The sequence below is a fragment of the Arthrobacter sp. NPDC057388 genome (assembly GCF_042668165.1).
Lineage (GTDB): Bacteria > Actinomycetota > Actinomycetes > Actinomycetales > Micrococcaceae > Arthrobacter.
Map to the genome: position 1 here is coordinate 1 of NZ_JBHVBL010000025.1, position 16421 is coordinate 16421.

At 64.7% G+C, this 16421-nt stretch carries 17 protein-coding genes; 5 read left to right on the forward strand and 12 right to left on the reverse strand.

Annotated elements, in window-relative coordinates; translation table 11 throughout:
- Window positions 1–1527: 1527 nt before the first annotated feature.
- Entirely contained in the window at window positions 1528–2283 is a 756-nt protein-coding gene (locus ACFUTU_RS13060) for an SDR family NAD(P)-dependent oxidoreductase (RefSeq protein WP_377964872.1), read from the reverse strand.
- Window positions 2280–3683: a DUF6421 family protein gene (locus ACFUTU_RS13065; RefSeq protein ID WP_377964874.1), complete on the reverse strand. Its 1404-nt coding sequence runs from the start codon at window positions 3681–3683 to the stop codon at window positions 2280–2282. The genes ACFUTU_RS13060 and ACFUTU_RS13065 overlap by 4 nt, the downstream gene beginning before the upstream one ends.
- A gap of 260 nt (window positions 3684–3943) precedes the next feature.
- Between ACFUTU_RS13065 and ACFUTU_RS13070 the strand changes: the two genes are divergently transcribed.
- Window positions 3944–5533: an amino acid permease gene (locus ACFUTU_RS13070; protein ID WP_377964876.1), complete on the forward strand. Its 1590-nt coding sequence runs from the start codon at window positions 3944–3946 to the stop codon at window positions 5531–5533.
- 43 nt (window positions 5534–5576) lie between these two features.
- The gene (locus ACFUTU_RS13075; protein ID WP_377964878.1) at window positions 5577–5963 is read left to right on the forward strand and encodes a DUF4333 domain-containing protein; all 387 of its coding nucleotides are present in this window, start codon (window positions 5577–5579) and stop codon (window positions 5961–5963) included.
- Between the two features lie 15 nt (window positions 5964–5978).
- On the opposite strand, the gene ACFUTU_RS13080 is transcribed toward ACFUTU_RS13075, so the two are convergent.
- Both ACFUTU_RS13080 and ACFUTU_RS13085 read right to left on the reverse strand, forming a co-directional pair.
- Window positions 5979–6128, reverse strand: coding sequence for a lmo0937 family membrane protein (locus ACFUTU_RS13080; RefSeq protein WP_307031180.1), 150 nt, complete (start codon window positions 6126–6128; stop codon window positions 5979–5981).
- Window positions 6129–6214: 86 nt separating this feature from the next.
- Window positions 6215–7141 carry a LysR family transcriptional regulator gene (locus tag ACFUTU_RS13085; RefSeq protein WP_377964880.1) on the reverse strand — a complete coding sequence of 309 codons (927 nt, stop codon included), beginning with the start codon at window positions 7139–7141 and terminating at the stop codon, window positions 6215–6217.
- A 252-nt stretch (window positions 7142–7393) separates the two neighbouring features.
- Between ACFUTU_RS13085 and ACFUTU_RS13090 the strand changes: the two genes are divergently transcribed.
- Entirely contained in the window at window positions 7394–7792 is a 399-nt protein-coding gene (locus ACFUTU_RS13090) for a hypothetical protein (protein WP_377964882.1), read from the forward strand.
- An 86-nt stretch (window positions 7793–7878) separates the two neighbouring features.
- Window positions 7879–8241 (forward strand): hypothetical protein, encoded by a 363-nt coding sequence (locus ACFUTU_RS13095; protein WP_377964884.1) that lies wholly within the window; start codon window positions 7879–7881, stop codon window positions 8239–8241.
- Window positions 8242–8271: 30 nt separating this feature from the next.
- Here the strand turns inward: ACFUTU_RS13095 and ACFUTU_RS13100 are convergent, their stop codons facing one another.
- The 8 genes from ACFUTU_RS13100 to ACFUTU_RS13135 form a co-directional block, all read right to left on the reverse strand.
- Entirely contained in the window at window positions 8272–9699 is a 1428-nt protein-coding gene (locus ACFUTU_RS13100; protein WP_377964886.1) for an MFS transporter, read from the reverse strand.
- Window positions 9700–9797: 98 nt separating this feature from the next.
- A complete protein-coding gene (locus tag ACFUTU_RS13105; protein WP_377964888.1) occupies window positions 9798–10865 on the reverse strand; it encodes an LLM class flavin-dependent oxidoreductase in 1068 nt (355 codons plus the stop codon).
- 51 nt (window positions 10866–10916) lie between these two features.
- A complete protein-coding gene (locus ACFUTU_RS13110) occupies window positions 10917–11117 on the reverse strand; it encodes a 4-oxalocrotonate tautomerase family protein (protein WP_377964890.1) in 201 nt (66 codons plus the stop codon).
- Between the two features lie 11 nt (window positions 11118–11128).
- The gene (locus tag ACFUTU_RS13115) at window positions 11129–12610 is read right to left on the reverse strand and encodes an aldehyde dehydrogenase (protein ID WP_377964892.1); all 1482 of its coding nucleotides are present in this window, start codon (window positions 12608–12610) and stop codon (window positions 11129–11131) included.
- Complete coding sequence (locus ACFUTU_RS13120) at window positions 12607–13338, reverse strand: alpha/beta fold hydrolase (protein ID WP_377964894.1); 732 nt, start codon at window positions 13336–13338, stop codon at window positions 12607–12609. Before ACFUTU_RS13120 ends, ACFUTU_RS13115 begins: the two co-directional genes overlap by 4 nt.
- A 5-nt stretch (window positions 13339–13343) precedes the next feature.
- Window positions 13344–13895, reverse strand: a complete 552-nt coding sequence (locus tag ACFUTU_RS13125) for an amino acid synthesis family protein (RefSeq protein WP_377964896.1) — start codon at window positions 13893–13895, stop codon at window positions 13344–13346.
- Complete coding sequence (locus ACFUTU_RS13130; protein WP_377964898.1) at window positions 13892–14557, reverse strand: amino acid synthesis family protein; 666 nt, start codon at window positions 14555–14557, stop codon at window positions 13892–13894. The genes ACFUTU_RS13125 and ACFUTU_RS13130 overlap by 4 nt, the downstream gene beginning before the upstream one ends.
- 53 nt (window positions 14558–14610) lie before the next feature.
- Window positions 14611–15306 (reverse strand): GntR family transcriptional regulator, encoded by a 696-nt coding sequence (locus tag ACFUTU_RS13135; RefSeq protein WP_377964900.1) that lies wholly within the window; start codon window positions 15304–15306, stop codon window positions 14611–14613.
- A gap of 118 nt (window positions 15307–15424) precedes the next feature.
- On the opposite strand from ACFUTU_RS13135, the gene ACFUTU_RS13140 reads away from it, so the two are divergent.
- Complete coding sequence (locus ACFUTU_RS13140; RefSeq protein WP_377964902.1) at window positions 15425–16375, forward strand: flavin reductase; 951 nt, start codon at window positions 15425–15427, stop codon at window positions 16373–16375.
- The last annotated feature ends 46 nt before the right edge of the window (window positions 16376–16421 follow it).

Here is a 16421-nt window from a genome sequence, read left to right on the forward strand (position 1 = left end):
ACGGGCAGACGGAATCGGCGCCCCCGCCACCCCTGCCGTCATGACCGGGGGGATGCCCTGGGGTCAAGGGCGGCCGGAGGCCGTCGCGCAGCGATCGATAGACCCCTTGACGCCAGAGCATGCAGCCCCCGGTAACCTCAACGACGATCGGGGGCGCCGAGCCCCTTGACGACAATAGGAGCATCATGACGTCAAAGCCGGCTGGGGCAAGTAATCGTTCGACTTGTACAGGTTGATTGCGACCGCAGGGTCGTCGTTTGGGTTTACCGGAGGGAGCTGATCGCTTCGGTCGCGACGCGACGACGGGTCAGTGTAGCAATTCCCCCGGATTCTGTTGGTCGGCACAACGCCCATTCGAGGGAGCGTCTTCCAAATACCGACAGTTTGATTCGCCTGCAGCGGTTCCTCGCTCCTATGCGAGAGAGGGCAGCGGACTTCAACCCTTACCTTGAGCAGTCGGGATCGGCAAGGAAGCCGGGCACCCGTGGCAGCGCGCTGCATACGTCCGGTTCAGAAGTGAACGTTTGCCATGCTGCGGTGCAAGCCAAGCTGAGATTTCTCTGCGACTGTACCCGTGGGCGCAATGAAAGGTTCCTGGAAGATAGGGACAGGTGCCACCTCTTCCAGGTGGGGCGGGCAGTTGAGGACGCCCTTCTGGTCCGCGTATCTCGGCGGAGCGAATTTTGTCAGCGGCCACCCCAGCCGCAGGGGTATTCGCGGGACCGGTTGCCGAGGCGTTTCTGGCGGTTCAAAATCGGCGTGGTCCCGTAACTGCCGGGCCGGCAGCCACCGTGTTCGATTCGCCGTCCACGTGGTCACGGCACTACCTCAATGCCGCTATATCAGGCGGTCCCACCACTTCAACCTTCCTCAAGGGGTACGCTGCAGAGTTCATATTGGCCAGCCCAGGCTTCAACTTCGAATCGAAGGGACGACGATGAACATAGGCGCACTGCACAGTCGGCAGCGGCGCTGCTTGCGGCCTTGGCGGTGGCTGGCTGCACCGTGTCAGCTTCTTCTTCGAAACCAACCGTTACCGCGACCCCTGAGGCCATAGCCACACCAGCAGCCCAGAAACTTTGACACATCGACCAACGGCAAGCTCCTGGCTGCGCGGATTATGGCACGGGCACAGCGCACGAGCCCCAGCATCAAGGTCGCAGGGGTGCAGTGCAAGAACTTCCCAAATCTAAAGGTAGGCACCCCACACCGATTGCCCGGGGATCGCCAACGGCGCCAAGTGCGGATACCTTGTCACGTTCGTCGAGCGCGACGGCCACTACGTTCTTCAGGCGCTGAAGCTCATCTGGTAGCTTTACGGCGCGGCCGCAAGCTGCACCCGAAGACCTGCTGCGGACGAACGTGGTCGATACGCCAGCGACTGTGCGCGATGCTCATCTCCCCAGCCCCGCTCCGGCGTTGATCAATTCCGGGCATCGTTTTCGTAGGTATTAGTACGCGCTAGGGCGCAGATGACAGCGCCCCAGCGCGGGTGCGGGACGCCCGCCTGAACGCTGACGCTGGCGCTCAGCTCAGTGCGCCTGCAAGGTGGCCGGCGGTGAGGGACAGGCGCTGCCCGTTGATCTGTCCTGCCTCCAGGTGGAAGATCCGCTCCACGGCATCGGCAAGGACACTGACATCGGTGAAGCCCGGAAACTTCCGTTCCGGCTGGGCTGCGCGCATACGGTCATCAACCAGGGCCTTGACGACGAAGACCAGGGCGGCCGACTGCTGGGCGGAGGGGGTTTCGTTTCCTCCCTGCAGCTGCCGGAACCCGTTGGCAACGGCGAGGGTCCATGCCTCGGCGGCAGACTTGACGGCAGCATAGGCGGCCCCATCCGCCGTGGGCGAGGAAGCGGACTGCGCGGAAACGATGGCCAGGCGTCCAGCCGGGGAAGCAGCCAGGTCATCGTAAAACGCGCGGCTGGTGTTTCTCAGGGTGGTGAGGACGCTGGTGTGCAGGAAGTCCCAGTCGTGGTCTGCCTGGCCTTTGATGCCCTCGCCGCCGCGCCACCCTCCGACAAGATGGATCAGGCCGTCCACGGAACCGAGATCCTGCCGGACAGTTGCCGCCAGGTCTTCAACCGCCTGCAGGTCCGCGAGGTTGCAGACATAACCCGTGACGTTTTCGTGTGCGCCCGAGAGCTCCTGCACCCGGTCCGCGAGGATGTCCACGGCGGCTACGCGTGCCCCCGCCTGCGAAAGGGTGCGGACCACCGCGACGCCGGCAGCGCTTGTTGACCCGGCGACAACGACCGTACGCCCCGCGAGGTACTGGCTCATGCGCCCGCCTCGCCCTCAGTCTTCACAGGGCTCTTACCGGTAATCCCGGCAGTTGATTCGATGACCGGGCGCATCTTCTTCTCCAGTGCCTCGTAGAACATTGACAGGGGAAATTCGTCATCAAGGACCTGGTCCGTCAGTGCCCGGGGAGGGCCGTCGAGCGGAAGGGCGTCCGGTCCCTTGGCCCAGATGGAGGACGGGCTGGGGGTGAGGGTTTCCGAGATGAGCTGATAGGCAGCCAGCCAGTGTGCGGTCTTCGGCCGGTCGATCGAACGCCAGTAGAGTTCCTCGATGCGGACACCCAGCTCGACGACGACGCCGGCGACGTCCTTCCAGTCGATGCCCAGCTTTCCGTCGGTCCAGTGCAGGACCCGGTGCTGATGCATCCAGGCGAACAGCAGCTGGCCGCCCACGGCGTCGTAGTTGCGGACCCGGTTCCCGGTGATCGCGAAGCGGAAAATGCGATCGAAGATCACGGCGTACTGGACCAGCCTGGCGTGCTTGCGGGCGTCGTCGGAAGCCGTTTCGTCCCGCTCGATGCGCACTGACTCGCGGAAGGCGGTCAGGTCACAGCGAAGCTCCTCGAGGGAGTAGAGGAAATACGGCATCCGCTGCTTGATCATGAACGGGTCGAAGGGCAGGTCACCGCGCATGTGTGTCCGGTCATGGATCAGATCCCACATCACGAAGGTCTTCTCCGTGAGGCGTTGGTCCTCGAGCAATTGCGCGGCGTCGGCAGGCAGGTCCAGTGCGGTGATGCCCGCAGCAGCTTTGAGGACGCGGCGGAACCGGGCAGCTTCGCGGTCCGCGAAAATGCCTCCCCAAGTGAACGAAGGGGTGCTCCGGACGGCAACGCTCTCGGGGAAGAGCACCGCGGAGTTCGTGTCATAGCCTGGCGTGAAATCGGCGAAGCTGACGGGGACGAACAGCTTGTTGGAGTAGTTTCCTGCCTCCAGTTCAGCGACGAAGGAGGGCCAAATCACCTCGATGAGGACGGCCTCGAAGTGGCGGCTGGTGCTCCCGTTCTGCGTGTACATGGGGAACACCACCAGATGCGGCAGCCCATCTATGCGCCACTGCTCGGGGTGGAAAGCTATCAGTGAGTCGAGGAAGTCAGGTACGGCGAAGTCCCCGGATGCCCACCGTTCGAAGTCCTGCACGAGCAGTTCGAGGTAGTCCGTGTCATGAGGGAGGTGGGGACGGAGGTCGTCGACGGCGTCGGTGATGGTGGTGACGTGCCGGCGGGCCTGGCTGTGATCAGCGGGTTCCGGAACGGAGCCGTCCTGGGCCTGAATCTGCTGCAGTCCAATGACGGCCGTCTTCAGCACCTGCCATGCCGGGAGTGCCTTGAGGTCGTCTGCCCGGGTGGTTGTCACTTCGGGACTTGTGATGACAGACATGTTCGTTCCTTCTGTTGAGCGGTCCCGAAGAACGTAGCAATGGCTAAGCATGAATGATGGGTTTTTTCGACAAGAGTAAGAATCTCTTGTGCTCAACGCCGCTCCTTTCCACCTATCCGTAAGACTTCAAAGGTTCGCCGGGCAACAATCGCTTCTGAAGAAGGCCCGCTCCTCCCATGTGTTAGCTTGATCACCGTCCTTCCCGGCCGGGCCCGCCGGAAAGCTCAATCCACCGCAGCTACCTTCCCGGAGGCATCTCAATGAGCACGACTTCCACACGCATCAAAGACGATGCAGTGGCACAACCCGGACACGCCCAGGCCGCAGGGCCAGCCCACGGGTCCGAAGAAACCGCCAACGAACTCAAACGCGGGCTAACCAGCCGCCACCTGCAGATGATCGCCATAGGCGGTGCGATCGGCACCGGCCTGTTCGTGGCCTCGGGCGGCACTATTTCCCAGGCAGGCCCCGGCGGTGCGCTGGTCGCTTACGCGCTCGTCGGGCTGATGGTCTTCCTGCTGATGCAGTCACTGGGGGAGATGTCGGCCAAGATTCCTGTCGCCGGTTCCTTCCAGTCCTTTGCCACCCGTTTTGTCTCGCCGTCCTTTGGGTTTGCGATCGGCTGGAACTATTGGTTCAACTGGGCCATCACCGTGGCCGCCGAGCTGGTCGCGGCCGGAATCATCATGGACTTCTGGTTTCCGGGGGTCCCCGGCTGGGTGTGGGCAGGGATCTTTCTGCTGGTGCTGGCCGGGCTCAACGCGCTCTCGGCGAAATCCTTCGGTGAGTCAGAGTTCTGGCTCTCCCTTATCAAGGTCTCCGCAGTGGTGCTCTTCCTGATCGCCGGAGTGCTGATGATCTTCGGTGTCCTCGGCGGCAACTCCCCCGGACTCAGTAACTGGGAAAGCCGGGATGAAGTGTTCAACGGCGGCTGGGTCTCGATCATCTCGGTCTTCATGATTGCCGGGTTCTCCTTCCAGGGCACCGAGCTGGTGGGCGTGGCCGCAGGTGAAGCCAAAAACCCGCGCCGCGAAGTGCCGAAGGCTATCCGCACCGTCTTCTGGCGGATCATGCTCTTCTACATTGGTGCCATCTTCATCATCGGCTGCCTGGTTCCGTTCACCGATCCGAGCCTGCTGGCCTCCGGCGAGGCCAATGTGGCGGCATCGCCTTTTACTTTGGTCTTCTCGCGCGCCGGGATCGCCTTTGCCGCCGCCCTGATGAACGCCGTCATTCTCACCGCAATCCTGTCCGCTGGAAACTCCGGACTGTACGCCTCCACCCGTATGCTCTACGCGATGGCCCACGACGGCATGGCCCCAAAGGTCTTCGGCCGAACCAACGCACGCGGCGTGCCGATCCCGGCGTTGCTGGCGACTGCGGCCGTGGGGCTCTTCGGGTTCCTCTCCGCGATCGTCGGCCAGGGCGCTGCTTACTCCTGGCTGCTGAACATGTCAGGCCTGTGCGGCTTCATCGTTTGGGCGGGCATCGCAGTCTCCCACTACCGTTTCCGGCGGGGCTTCCTGGCCCAGGGGAACAAGGTCAGCGACTTGCCGTACAAGGCGTCCCTGTTCCCCATTGGCCCGCTGCTGGCTTTCGCCCTGTTGATCCTGGTGATTGCAGGACAGAACTACGAGGCTGTGCTTGCCGGGCGCGTGATGGAGGTGCTGTCCTCGTACATCGGATTGCCGGTCTTCATTGCACTCTGGCTGGCTCACCGCTACGTCACGAAGTCCAAACTGGTGCCGCTGCACGAGATGGATCTCGCGGCACCCAAGGACGTCGAGGCCGAAGCCGGCGGCGGGTCCCCCCGCGGCAACCTTTCCGCAAGGAACGCATCCCACAGTTGATATCGGCCGGGACGGGTTTCACTTCGGATCGAAAGGGGCGGCGATGCACGTCAGGCGAACCACTTTGTCCTCAGCGGCACTGATTGGGGCCTTGGTGATGGCAGGCTGTGCCGCGCCGGATCCCGCTCCCGGGCAAGCCAGTGCCGCGGCTCCGGCACCCGCCGCCCAGCCCGCAAAGCAGCCTGCGGCCCAGAAATTCACGGCGGCCAGCAGCGGCAAGCTGCTGGCCGCGCGGCTGATGGCGCGGGTCCGCACCACGAGCGCCGGAGCCAAGGTCACAGGGGTGGAGTGCAGGAACTTCCCGGACATCAAGGTCGGCACGCACACCGACTGCCAGGCCAAAGTCAGCGGTGCCAAGCGCGGGTACCTCGTCACGTTCACCGAGCGCGACGGACACTATGTGGTCAAGCCGCAGAAGAAAACCTGGTAGCCAGGCGGAGGCGGGCTACACGCGGGAGGACCTGCCGCGGAGGAAGTGGAAGATGAGGACCACCACGGCGATCACCAGTAGCAGGTGAATTAGCCCGCCGCCGATGTTGCCGAGCAGGCCGAGGAGCCAGAGAACGGCGATGATGATGGCTATCCAGAGCAACATGAGAATCTCCTTCTATTGTTCCCGGATGGAAAAGCCAATTTTTTATCACGCTATACCCGGAGCAGGCTTCCGGAAATAGCTGTGGCCTAGGAGGTCGCCCGCGTATCGAATGCGGCAGCCGACTCCCGCAGAAGCCGCGCCACCGTGTCCACCGGTGTGCTGCTGCCCGAGCGCCGCCGGTCGAAGCGCCGCAGCACGATGCGCCGCGTGCCCAGGCCGGGGACGTCCAGAATTTCCACCCCGTCCTGGGCGACGCCGCTCAGCGCCAGGGTGGGCACGATGGCCACCCCCTCGCCTGCCGCGACCAGGGCGAGTGCGGTCAGCGTGTCCTGGTACTGGTGCACGGTCTCCATCTGGGCGCCCGTGGACTCACGGAGCCGGCCCAGCACCGAAGCGTTGGCGGCTGAGGATTCGACGCCGAGCCAGGGGAGGGGCAGCCGGCCAAGGTCAATGTTCTCGGTGGTGAGCAGGGCACCCGCAGGAACCACCAGCTTCCATGGCTCGTCCAGCAGGGGTTCCTCGGTCATCCCGGCGGACAGCGAACGCTGGCCCGTCGTCGTCGAATCGAGCTCCACCACGACGGCGTCGAGGGCGCGCTGCCGGAGCAGCCGCATCAGCGCGGGGAAGTCGTCCTCAACCATCCGGATCTGCAGTTGCGGGTACTGGATCCGCCATTCAGGCAGCCGGGGAATCACCACGGTGCGGACAAAGCTGGTGAATCCGCCCACCCGCACCACGCCTGCGATTTTGGCCCCGCCCTCAATGCGGGCGCGGGCGACGCTGAGCGCGCGCTCGATCTCTTCACCGGCTTCTGCAATGGCCAGGCCGGCAGGCGTCAGGACCGAACCTTTGGGCGTGCGCACCACCAGGGCGTGCCCGGTTTCTTCCTCTAATTTGCTCAGCTGCTGGGACACTGCCGACGGCGTGATCCCCAGTTCATCTGCCGCCGCGAGCACCCCGCCCGTGCGGGCAACCGCAAGAAGAACCCGCAGCCGGCGCGGATCAATATCCATGTTAAGTAGTTCTAAACCATGTCTTCAGAAGAATGCAATTGATCTAAAGTTCCGTCTTCCTCATAATTGCTGTTAAAAGTACAGGTAAGGGATACGGGCCCGGCCGTCAAGTGACCGAGGTCCCCCCAGCACACGCTGTTCCAGCGATGCCTGATCCCAGCGGCAACGGCGCCACTTCCAACAAAACAAATCGCCCGTTATCTTCCTTCCGCGCAGCGGCCGGCAGCCGGGCATCAACCCTGAAAGGACATCATGGAACTGCTGTGGGAAATCTCCGGTTGGGCAGGCGCGGTTGCGATTCTCAGTGCGTACCTGGCGGTGTCCATGGGGTGGCTGAAGGCGGGCAAGGGGTTCCAGACCGCGAATCTCCTGGGCTCCTGCGCCTTCATCGTCAATGGCGCTTTCCACGAGGCGTGGCCGTCCGTGGTCACCAACGTTGCCTGGTTCCTCATTTCCGCGGTGGCGCTGGTCCGCATGCGAGCCACGCAGGAGTCCCCGGCACCCGCCGCCGAGGCGCCGGCGGTGCAGTTCCCCGGTGTCCCCGAAACCGGCCCTCTGGCCATCGTCGACATGCCGCAGGTGCAATTCTCCGGGGTTCCCGAAACCGGCCAGCTGGCCATCATCGAGTCCCCGCAGGCACGCTGCGCATAAGCGGACGGCGCCGGGACAACCGGGCATGTCCGCTTTCAAAGACAATTCCCTTATGATTTCGGTACCGCCGCTTTCTAGGGAGTCACGTGCGAGGTACAACGGTCCCGCGGAATTCCGCCGCCTGGCAGGGCTGGCTCTGGCTGATTGGAGCCGGCTTTGCCGTGTTGCTCGGCGGGATCATCTTCGGGCTGCAGCGAACGGGCCCGCTTTGCGGCAGCCCGCTGATGCCGGAAAGCCGTCCCGCTGAAGTTTTTGACGCACTGCACCGCGGCGCCGGGGCAGCGGCCGCCTGCTACCGCAGTATCGGGGCCGCAGCGGTTCCGACCTGGCTCCTGATCGCGCTGGGCGTGCTCCTGGTGCTGGCGGGCGTGACTGTCCGGATTGTCAGCATCAGCCGGTCCGCGCCCTCCGACCAGAAGGGCGTCGGTATCGGCGGCAGCACGCCGTAACGCCCGCTGCCTGGATTTTCGGCGCGGGCCTCATCCGGAGGCGGCCGGTGCTCCCGAAGCTTCCGCGGCGGCCTGCGCATACGAGGCCGAGACCCTCCGGTACACCGGCGTCAGAAAAGCGGCCAAGGCCGCCCCGATCATTATGACGCCGGCCACGAGGAACACCAGGGCAATGCCGCGGGAGGTGCCCTCGCCCAGGAGCGGGGCCAGCTGGGCGGAACCCTCGGCGGACCTCGCATAGGGGATGATCCAGAACTGGGCGATCGGGGCAATCAGGAATGCGGTGACGGGCGCCGCAGCGGACTCGAAGGCCATGGCGAACCCGAACACGCGGCCCTGCCGCGGCAGGGGCACCACCTGCTGGATGACGGTCTGCTCGGCGGCCTCCACGAACGGTATCAGCACCAGGTACAGCCAGATGCCCGCCACGTACAGCCACGCCCACTCCCGCAGCGTGAACACCGCACCAAGCAGTCCCATCACAGCCACGGCAATGAGCAGCGTGCGCAGCGGGTTGGCGCCGAGCCCGAATTTGCCGATCAGTGCGCCCCCGATGATGAACCCGGTGGAGCCCAGCGCGAAGACGGCGCCCCACATCTCCACGGAGAACATTTCCAGCCCGTACGGATCCATCAGCGCCATGTAGACGCCGCCGATGAAGTTGTTGAACGTGGAAAACAGGATGAGCGCGAAAAGTCCCGCGATGGCAAGGACGGCGGCCAGTGAACCGCGCAGATCGAATCCGCCCTGTGCATCGGTGGCGGCGGCGCGCAGCTCCTCGGGCATCCGCAGGGTCAGCAGGTGCCCGAACGCCAAAGCCGTCAGCACCAGGGCGACGACGATCGTCCATCCCATGCCCAGCTGCCCGACGGACAGTCCGGAAAGCAGGGAAGTGACAATGAACATCAGTCCCTGCACCATGCCCACCAGCCCGTTGGCGTTGGCCCTCCGGTCGGGGTCGATGAGGATGGTGACCGTGGTGGACAGCGCGATGTTGCGCATGTTCTCCACCACCGCACCGACCAGGATGATCAGCGTGAAGATCCAGAACCAGGGATGTGAGAGGTCCAGCAGCAGTGCGGTGGGCGTCAGCAGGAACATGACCCCGGACAGCATGAACATCACCAGGGTGAAGCCGGCGGCGAAGCGCATCACCGCGAGCTTCCGGTAACGGTCCACGAAGGTGCCGAAGCTGATGCTGGAAAGGGCGATCAGCAGCATGTAGGCACCGCCGACCACCCCGGTGGCGATCACGTTGCGCGTCTCCAGATATACCCAGAACGTCAGCGCAAACCAGAGGTAGCTGGTGGTGACGTTGGCAAGGGCGGTGTTCACCAGAATTCCGGTGAAGGTGCGGGAGCGCTGCGCCGGAGTGCGCAAGGATGTGTCGACGGCGTCCGGATCGGCCAGACCCGGGGCCTCGGCCTCCTCGACCGGGGCCGGATCCTGCTCGGTCATGCGCCCCAGTCTACTGACAACTGGCCGGCACGGATACAGAGTGAAACGGACGACGGCGGGAGGTCCCGCCGTCGTTCTTAATCCGTTAGCGCCGTATGTCAGCGGGCCGCGGAAACCTGCTGCTCCTGGAAGGCAGGCATGACCTGCTCGATGAAGAGCTCGAGGGAGCGCTTCTTTTCCTCGTGGGTGAGGCTGTTGTCGGACCAGAGGCTGAACTCGGTGACGCCGAGTGCCTCGTAATGGCGGAGCCGTTCGATGACCTCCTCAGGCGTGCCGATCATGGCGGTCTTGTGGAGGGACTCCGGGGTGAACTCCGGGCGGCCGGCGAACTTCTCTTCCGGGCTGGGTTCGAGGAAGCCGTTCTTCGGGGTGGTCTTGTTGCCGAACCAGGCATCGAAGGTCCGGTAGAACTTGTTGATGCCCTCGGCCGGGCGCCGCCAGCCTTCGGGATCATCCGCGGAGTGGACGTGGGTGTGGCGGAGGACCATGAGGTCCGGGCGGGGGACGCCGGGGTTGCTTTCAACGGCCGAGTCGAACTTGCGTGCCAGGTCCTCGACCTCTTCGTCGCCCTTCATCAGCGGTGTGACCATGACGTTGCAGCCGTTGGCGACGGCGAACTCGTGGGAGGAGATGTCGCGGGCGGCGATCCACATCGGCGGCGTGGGCTTCTGGACGGGCTTGGGAACGCTCGTGGAGGTGGGGAACTGCCACACCTCCCCGTCGTGGGCGTAGTCGCCTTCCCAGAGCTTGCGGACGGCCGGAACAAGCTCGCGGAGGTGCTTGCCGCCGTCGACCGCTGACATGCCGCCCATCAGGCGGTCGAATTCGAACTGGTAGGCGCCGCGGGCCAGTCCCACTTCCATCCGGCCATTGCTGATGACGTCCAGGAGGGCGCACTCGCCAGCGACGCGGAGCGGGTTCCAGAACGGGGCGATGATGGTTCCGGCGCCCAAGCGGATGCGGGAGGTCCGCGCGGCCAGGTAGGCGAGCTGGGGCATCGGGCTGGGGGAGATGGTGTATTCCATCGAGTGGTGCTCGCCGATCCAGACGGTGCTGAAGCCGCCGGCCTCGGCGATGAGGGCGAGCTCGGTCAGGTTCTCGAAGCATTCCTGGTGTGAGACGGACTCGTCCCAGCGCTCCATGTGGACGAAGAGGGAAAAGCGCATGGATAACTCCTTCGTTGGCGGTGTCCGCCGGTGCGTGGTTAGTGGCTGCAGCTAACGGGCTGCGGCGTTGCGTTCGGCAATCGTCTGGTTGCCGCGGGACCAGTGTTCGTGCTCGATCTCCCGGATGATGACGGTGGTGTTTTCGGGTACGGCGCCGACCGCCTTTTCCGCTGCCTGGTGAAGCTCATTGATGAGTGAGCGGAGCTGCTCGGGGCTCCGGCCCCGGGCGATGGACACTTCGATGAGGGGCATTCTGGGTTCCTTTAGCTGCGCAGGACGAAGGGATCGGAAACGGGGCCTTCGTCGGTGTTGATCCACACGCTCTTGAGCCGCGTGTATTCGTGCATGGACTCGAGTCCGTGCTCGATGCCCACGCCGGAGTTCTTGAACCCCTGCCGTGGGGACATCGGGGACATGGCGCGGTAGGTGTTCACCCACACCGTGCCCGCTTCCAGCCGGCGGGCCATCCGGTGGGCGCGTGCGAGGTTCTGGGTCCAGATGCCGGCGGCGAGCCCGTATTCGGTGTCGTTGGCCAGGCCAACGACTTCATCCTCGGAGTCGAAGGGCATGATCGCCGCGACGGGGCCGAAGATCTCTTCCCGGACAACGCGCATGGAGTTGTCGACGCCGGTTAGGACCGTGGGTGCGAAGAAGTAGCCGGGCAGTCCGATGTCCGGGCGTTTGCCGCCGGTCCGTACCGTGGCGCCTTCGCTGACACCGATGTCCACGTAGGAGCTCACCTTGTCCAGCTGGGCGCCGAAGGCGAGGGGGCCCAGTTCTGTGGCGGCCAGCCGGGGGTCGCCGATGATGATCGATGCGGCGCGTTCTGCGACGCGTTCGACGAGTTCGTCGTAGACGCTGCGGTGGGCGAAGACCCGGCTGCCGGCGATGCAGGTCTGGCCGGCTGCAGCGAAGATTCCGGCGATGACGCCCATCGCCGCGTTGGACACGTCTGCGTCCTCGAACACGATGTTGGGGCTCTTGCCGCCGAGTTCAAGGGTTGAGCCGATGAAGCGCGACGCCGTTTCCGCGGCGATGCGGGCGCCCGTCTGGGTGGATCCGGTGAAGGAAATCTTCGCAAGGTCGCGGTGGCTGACCAGCGCGGCTCCGGCCTCCTGGCCGAAGCCGGTGACGACGTTGACCACACCGTCCGGGAACCCGGCCTGGGAGGCCAGTTCGGCGACGCGCAGGATAGTCCGGGAGGTGTATTCGCTGGGCTTGATGACCACGGTGTTGCCGGCGGCGAGGGCGGGCGCGAGCTTGGAGGTGGTCAGCGTCAGCGGCGAATTCCACGGCGTGATGGCACCAACCACGCCGAGCGGTTCACGCTGAGTGTAGTTCAGCATGGTGATCGAGTTGGTGGGGATCTGGCTGCCCTGGACCTTGTCCGCGAGCCCGGCGTAGTAGTACAGGTACTCGGGCAGGGAGGCGAGCTGGCCGCGCATCTCACGCAGCAGCTTGCCGTTGTCCAGGGTTTCCAGTTCGGCCAGCTCGTCGGCATGCTCACCAATGAGGTCACCGAGGCGGCGGAGCAGGTGGCCGCGTTTGGTGGCGGTGAGGTCGCGCCAGAGCGGGGACTCAAAGGCCTCCTTGGCTGCTGCCACGGCGCGGCGGACGTCTTCCTCGGTTCCCCTGGCAGCCTCGTAGAGCAGTTCGAGCGTTGCCGGATTGGTGCTGGGGAAGTATTCCCCGCCGGCGGGAGCAGACCAGGTACCCCCGATGAAGTGGTCGAGGCGGAGCGTCATGCCCGTTCTCCTTCGGATTCTTGGATGAAGTCGTTGATGGCCCCGGCCAGGACGTCGGCGTCCTGGAGCGGCAGCATGTGCCGGGCACCGGGTACTACGAGGCTTTTGGCACTTGGGATCGCTTCTGCCAGGCGCCGCGTCATGTCCGGTGTGGATCCGGGGTCCAGCTCACCGGTGACGGCCAGGGTGGGAACCCGGATGCCGCCAAGCTCGGGGCCGATGACCGCGTCCCCCACAGCGAACACACGGTAAGCATGTACAAAGGATCCGACGTCGTTCGCTTCCAGGGTGCGCCGCGTTGCCTCCACAACATCAGCGGGCACGGACGTTCCGGTGTACCAGCGGTCGATGGATGCCTCCACGGTCGCCGCGAAGTTATGCTCCGCGGAGGCCAGCCTTGCCATCACAGCCTGTGATTCTGCCTCCGTGCGCCGGCACACGGAGTTCACGCACGTCAGGGTCGCAACCCGGTCGGGGTGGTACCTGGCGATGTACTGAGCAATCAGGGCGCCGAGCGAAAATCCCACCAGGTGGCTGCGCCCGGGGAGACGGTCCAGCACATCCGCTGCGAGGTCTGCGAGCGAAACCGGCAGGGTCAGGGCCGGCTGCCGTCCATGGCCGGGCAGGTCGAGGGCGACCGAGTTCCGCTTGAGGGCGTCCCGGACCGGGGCCCACATGCCGGCGTCCAGGCCGACACCATGCAGGAGTGCAACGGGCGTTTCGGGCACGGAGGTCACTGCTCCGTGGACAGGGGCGCCAGGCGCTCCTGCGGCCGGCCCTGGGCGGAGGCTGCCAGGGCGATGAGGATCTCACCCGGGTGGGGTGCGTCGGCGACCCGGACCTCGACGCTCTGATGGTGCGAGCGGATGGTGGCATCCGTGATGTGCTTCATCGGGATGTCGAAGACGGTGCCGGCCGGTGCGCGCTTTTCGACGGCGGGCAGCAGCGTGGTCGCAGAGGTGGCCTTGCGGTAGTGGTCGCCGAACTTCAGCGTGTGGATCAGCGCCGAACCGTGTTCGATCTCGCCTTCGATGCCGACGATGGCCGCCTTGCCGTAGGCCTCAACGGGGGCACCGAGAGCTTCAATCACCTTGGGAGTGAGAAGCTTGCCGAGGTCCGAGGCGGTGGCATCGATGCCCGCGCTGAGGTCTTCGACGAACCCTTGGCCGGCCCACGGGTTTTCCACCACGGCGACGGCGATCGCGACCCGGGCTCCGGGCGCTACGGGGCGGCCGCCTTCGGTCAGGATTTCTTCGGACAGGGTGACGATTTTGCGGATGTTCACGGCAGGATTCCCTCCAGGATTTGGGCGGTTACGGGGCGGTCGGTGGTTCGGTCACCGATACGGGGGTGCGGTCGCGAACCGGTGGAGGCGGCGGCGACCACGACTATCTCGTTGGGGTGGGGCGCGTCGCTCAGGGTCAGCGTCAGGGTTTGGTAGTGGCTGCGCGTCGAGGCGGCTTCCTTGTGCCACATCGGCACGGCAATGGTGGTTCCCGGTTCTGCCCGGTCATCGGAGAAGGAGAGGATTGACGTTCCTTCGAGGAATTCGCGGACGAGGTTCCCGAAGAAGGGTGTGTGGATCAGCGCTGCGGCGTGCTCAACCTCGCCTTTCAGCCCGACAACGGCAGATTTGCCGAATGCCTCGATCTCGCCGGCGCCTCCCAGGGCTGCCGTGAGGCGGTCGGTGAGAATTTTGGCGAGCACGGGTGCGATGCGTTCGGTTTCGGACGCGAGGTCAGTGGAGACGGCTGAGCCGCTCCAGGGGTTGCGGATGACGGCGGCCGCGGCGGCCCGTGTCACGCTGGCAGCCAGGGCACCTGATCCGTCGCGGAGGATTTCCTCCGTGAGTACGGTAATCTTGCGGACCCCGACTTCGCGGGCGAGGTCTTCAAGGGCGGACGCCGGGTTGGTTCCCTCGGCGACGGTGGTCATGGTCTCGGACACGGTTCAACCCTTCTTTGGGTGGGTGGTGGCAGTCATGAGGTTCCTTTCGGTGACTAAGCTTCTTGTTCTGCGCCGGTGTCTGCGCCCCGAGCTGCGGCCAGGCTGGAGGCGTTGACGTGGCCTCGCATGGCGAGCTCGGCGCCCACGGGATCTTTTTCCAGGAGGGCATCAACCACGGACTGGTGTTCCCGGATGGAGGCGCGCATCCGGGCCGGACGCTCAACTGTCTCAAGGACGATCCGGTGGTAGGCGAGCTGGTTCATGAGGCGCCCGTAGTGCTCAACGAGCTTGGAGTTGTCCGAGCCGTTGACAATCGTCCAGTGGAATTCGTGGACCAGTTCGGCGTACTTCGCCGCGTCGGAACGCCGTTCGGCACGCTCTGATTCCTCGATATTCCGCTTGAGAATGTCCACCTCCGGTACGGGCCCGCGCCGCGCGAGGAGGCTTGCGGCCAGGCCTTCGAGGCTCTCCTTCAGCTGGAAGAGCTCCACGATTTCGCGCCGCGTCGGGATTCGGACGAAGGTCCCTACCTTGGGCCTGATCTCCACCAGCCCCTCGTTTTCCAGCTGCTTCAAGGCTTCACGCACCGGTGTCCGGCTCACCTCGAACTGCTCGGCAAGGAAGAGTTCCGGCAGGGGTGCTCCCGGGGGGTACTCGCCGCTGAGGACCAGCTTCCGCAGCTTGTCCAACAGGCTGGCCTGGGTGGCGGATGTCTGTGCGGCTTTCCGCAACTGGATAACTTCTTGCATGCATCAAAACTACGTTGCATACAAGAAAAGCGTCAAGGGGTCGGGGAAATTCCTTACGTTCACAGGACTTTTGTGGAGACTATTGACGTGGGTCACATTCCGGTCCTACCTTTGTGGCATGCAAGAAACACTCAATGACGCCGTGACCGCCGCTTGGACCGCAGCCTGGGACGAAGGTGACGTCACCGCCTTCGACGCCATCGTGACCCCGGACTACCAGCGTGAGAGCACCGGCACGAAAAAGGTGTCCGGACTGCAGGAGCTGAAGCAGGAAATCCTTGATGTCCGCGCAGCGTTCCCGGACCTCACCACCCGCATCGACAAGGTCATCGCCAATGGTGACGACATGGCGATCTTCTGGACCACAACCGGCACATTCACCCGTCCGCTGGGCGGTGTTCCGCCCACAGGCCGCGTCGTCGAGACCCGCGGCTCAAACGCGATTACCCTGCGAGATGGCCGGATCGCCTATGAACGGGTTACGTGGGATGCGGCTGAACTCCTTGCCCACGTGGGCATCCCGTCCCTCGGCTCCGCCTTCGAGGACGAAGCCCCGGACGTCGTCGTCGACAACCTGTCCGGTAACCTGCCTCAGGACCTCATGAAGGGTTTCAACCGGCAGTTCATTACGGGCGTCACTGTCGTGACCACCGTTGACGAAGAAGGCACCCCCAAGGGTCTTGCCGCCAACTCCTACGCGTCGATCTCCCTGGATCCGCCGCTGGTGCTCGTGTGCGTCCAGAAGACGTCGTCGACCTATCCGGCGCTGTTCCAGTCCTCGCACTTCGGCATCAACATCCTCAGCAACAACCAGCTTGGAACGGTCAAGACCTTCGCTTCGAAGGCCCCGGACAAGTTCGCCGATCTGGAATGGCATGCCGGCCCTAACGGCGTACCGCTCATCGACGGGTCAGCGGCATCGCTGGAGGCGGAAATCAAGGAGCGCTTCCAGGCCAAAACCCACACGATCTTCGTCGGCCGGGTCCGGCACGCCGAAGTCGCCGACGTGGACCCCATGATCTACAAGGCAGGCCACTTCTTTGACGGTGCGCAGCTCGAGGAACTCTGACCCTCAGGTGCCATCAGCATCCTGACCCGGCCGGCAGCCGGCGGGT

Excerpts from the sequence above, each read along its gene's own strand:
- ACFUTU_RS13060 (WP_377964872.1), bottom strand. The coding sequence starts at position 2,283 with ATGAGCCAGTACCTCGCGGGGCGTACGGTCGTTGTCGCCGGGTCAACA.
- ACFUTU_RS13065 (WP_377964874.1), bottom strand. The coding sequence starts at position 3,683 with ATGTCTGTCATCACAAGTCCCGAAGTGACAACCACCCGGGCAGACGAC.
- ACFUTU_RS13070 (WP_377964876.1), top strand. The coding sequence starts at position 3,944 with ATGAGCACGACTTCCACACGCATCAAAGACGATGCAGTGGCACAACCC.
- ACFUTU_RS13075 (WP_377964878.1), top strand. The coding sequence starts at position 5,577 with ATGCACGTCAGGCGAACCACTTTGTCCTCAGCGGCACTGATTGGGGCC.
- ACFUTU_RS13080 (WP_307031180.1), bottom strand. The coding sequence starts at position 6,128 with ATGTTGCTCTGGATAGCCATCATCATCGCCGTTCTCTGGCTCCTCGGC.
- ACFUTU_RS13085 (WP_377964880.1), bottom strand. The coding sequence starts at position 7,141 with ATGGATATTGATCCGCGCCGGCTGCGGGTTCTTCTTGCGGTTGCCCGC.
- ACFUTU_RS13090 (WP_377964882.1), top strand. The coding sequence starts at position 7,394 with ATGGAACTGCTGTGGGAAATCTCCGGTTGGGCAGGCGCGGTTGCGATT.
- ACFUTU_RS13100 (WP_377964886.1), bottom strand. The coding sequence starts at position 9,699 with ATGACCGAGCAGGATCCGGCCCCGGTCGAGGAGGCCGAGGCCCCGGGT.
- ACFUTU_RS13105 (WP_377964888.1), bottom strand. The coding sequence starts at position 10,865 with ATGCGCTTTTCCCTCTTCGTCCACATGGAGCGCTGGGACGAGTCCGTC.
- ACFUTU_RS13110 (WP_377964890.1), bottom strand. The coding sequence starts at position 11,117 with ATGCCCCTCATCGAAGTGTCCATCGCCCGGGGCCGGAGCCCCGAGCAG.
- ACFUTU_RS13115 (WP_377964892.1), bottom strand. The coding sequence starts at position 12,610 with ATGACGCTCCGCCTCGACCACTTCATCGGGGGTACCTGGTCTGCTCCC.
- ACFUTU_RS13135 (WP_377964900.1), bottom strand. The coding sequence starts at position 15,306 with ATGCAAGAAGTTATCCAGTTGCGGAAAGCCGCACAGACATCCGCCACC.
- ACFUTU_RS13140 (WP_377964902.1), top strand. The coding sequence starts at position 15,425 with ATGCAAGAAACACTCAATGACGCCGTGACCGCCGCTTGGACCGCAGCC.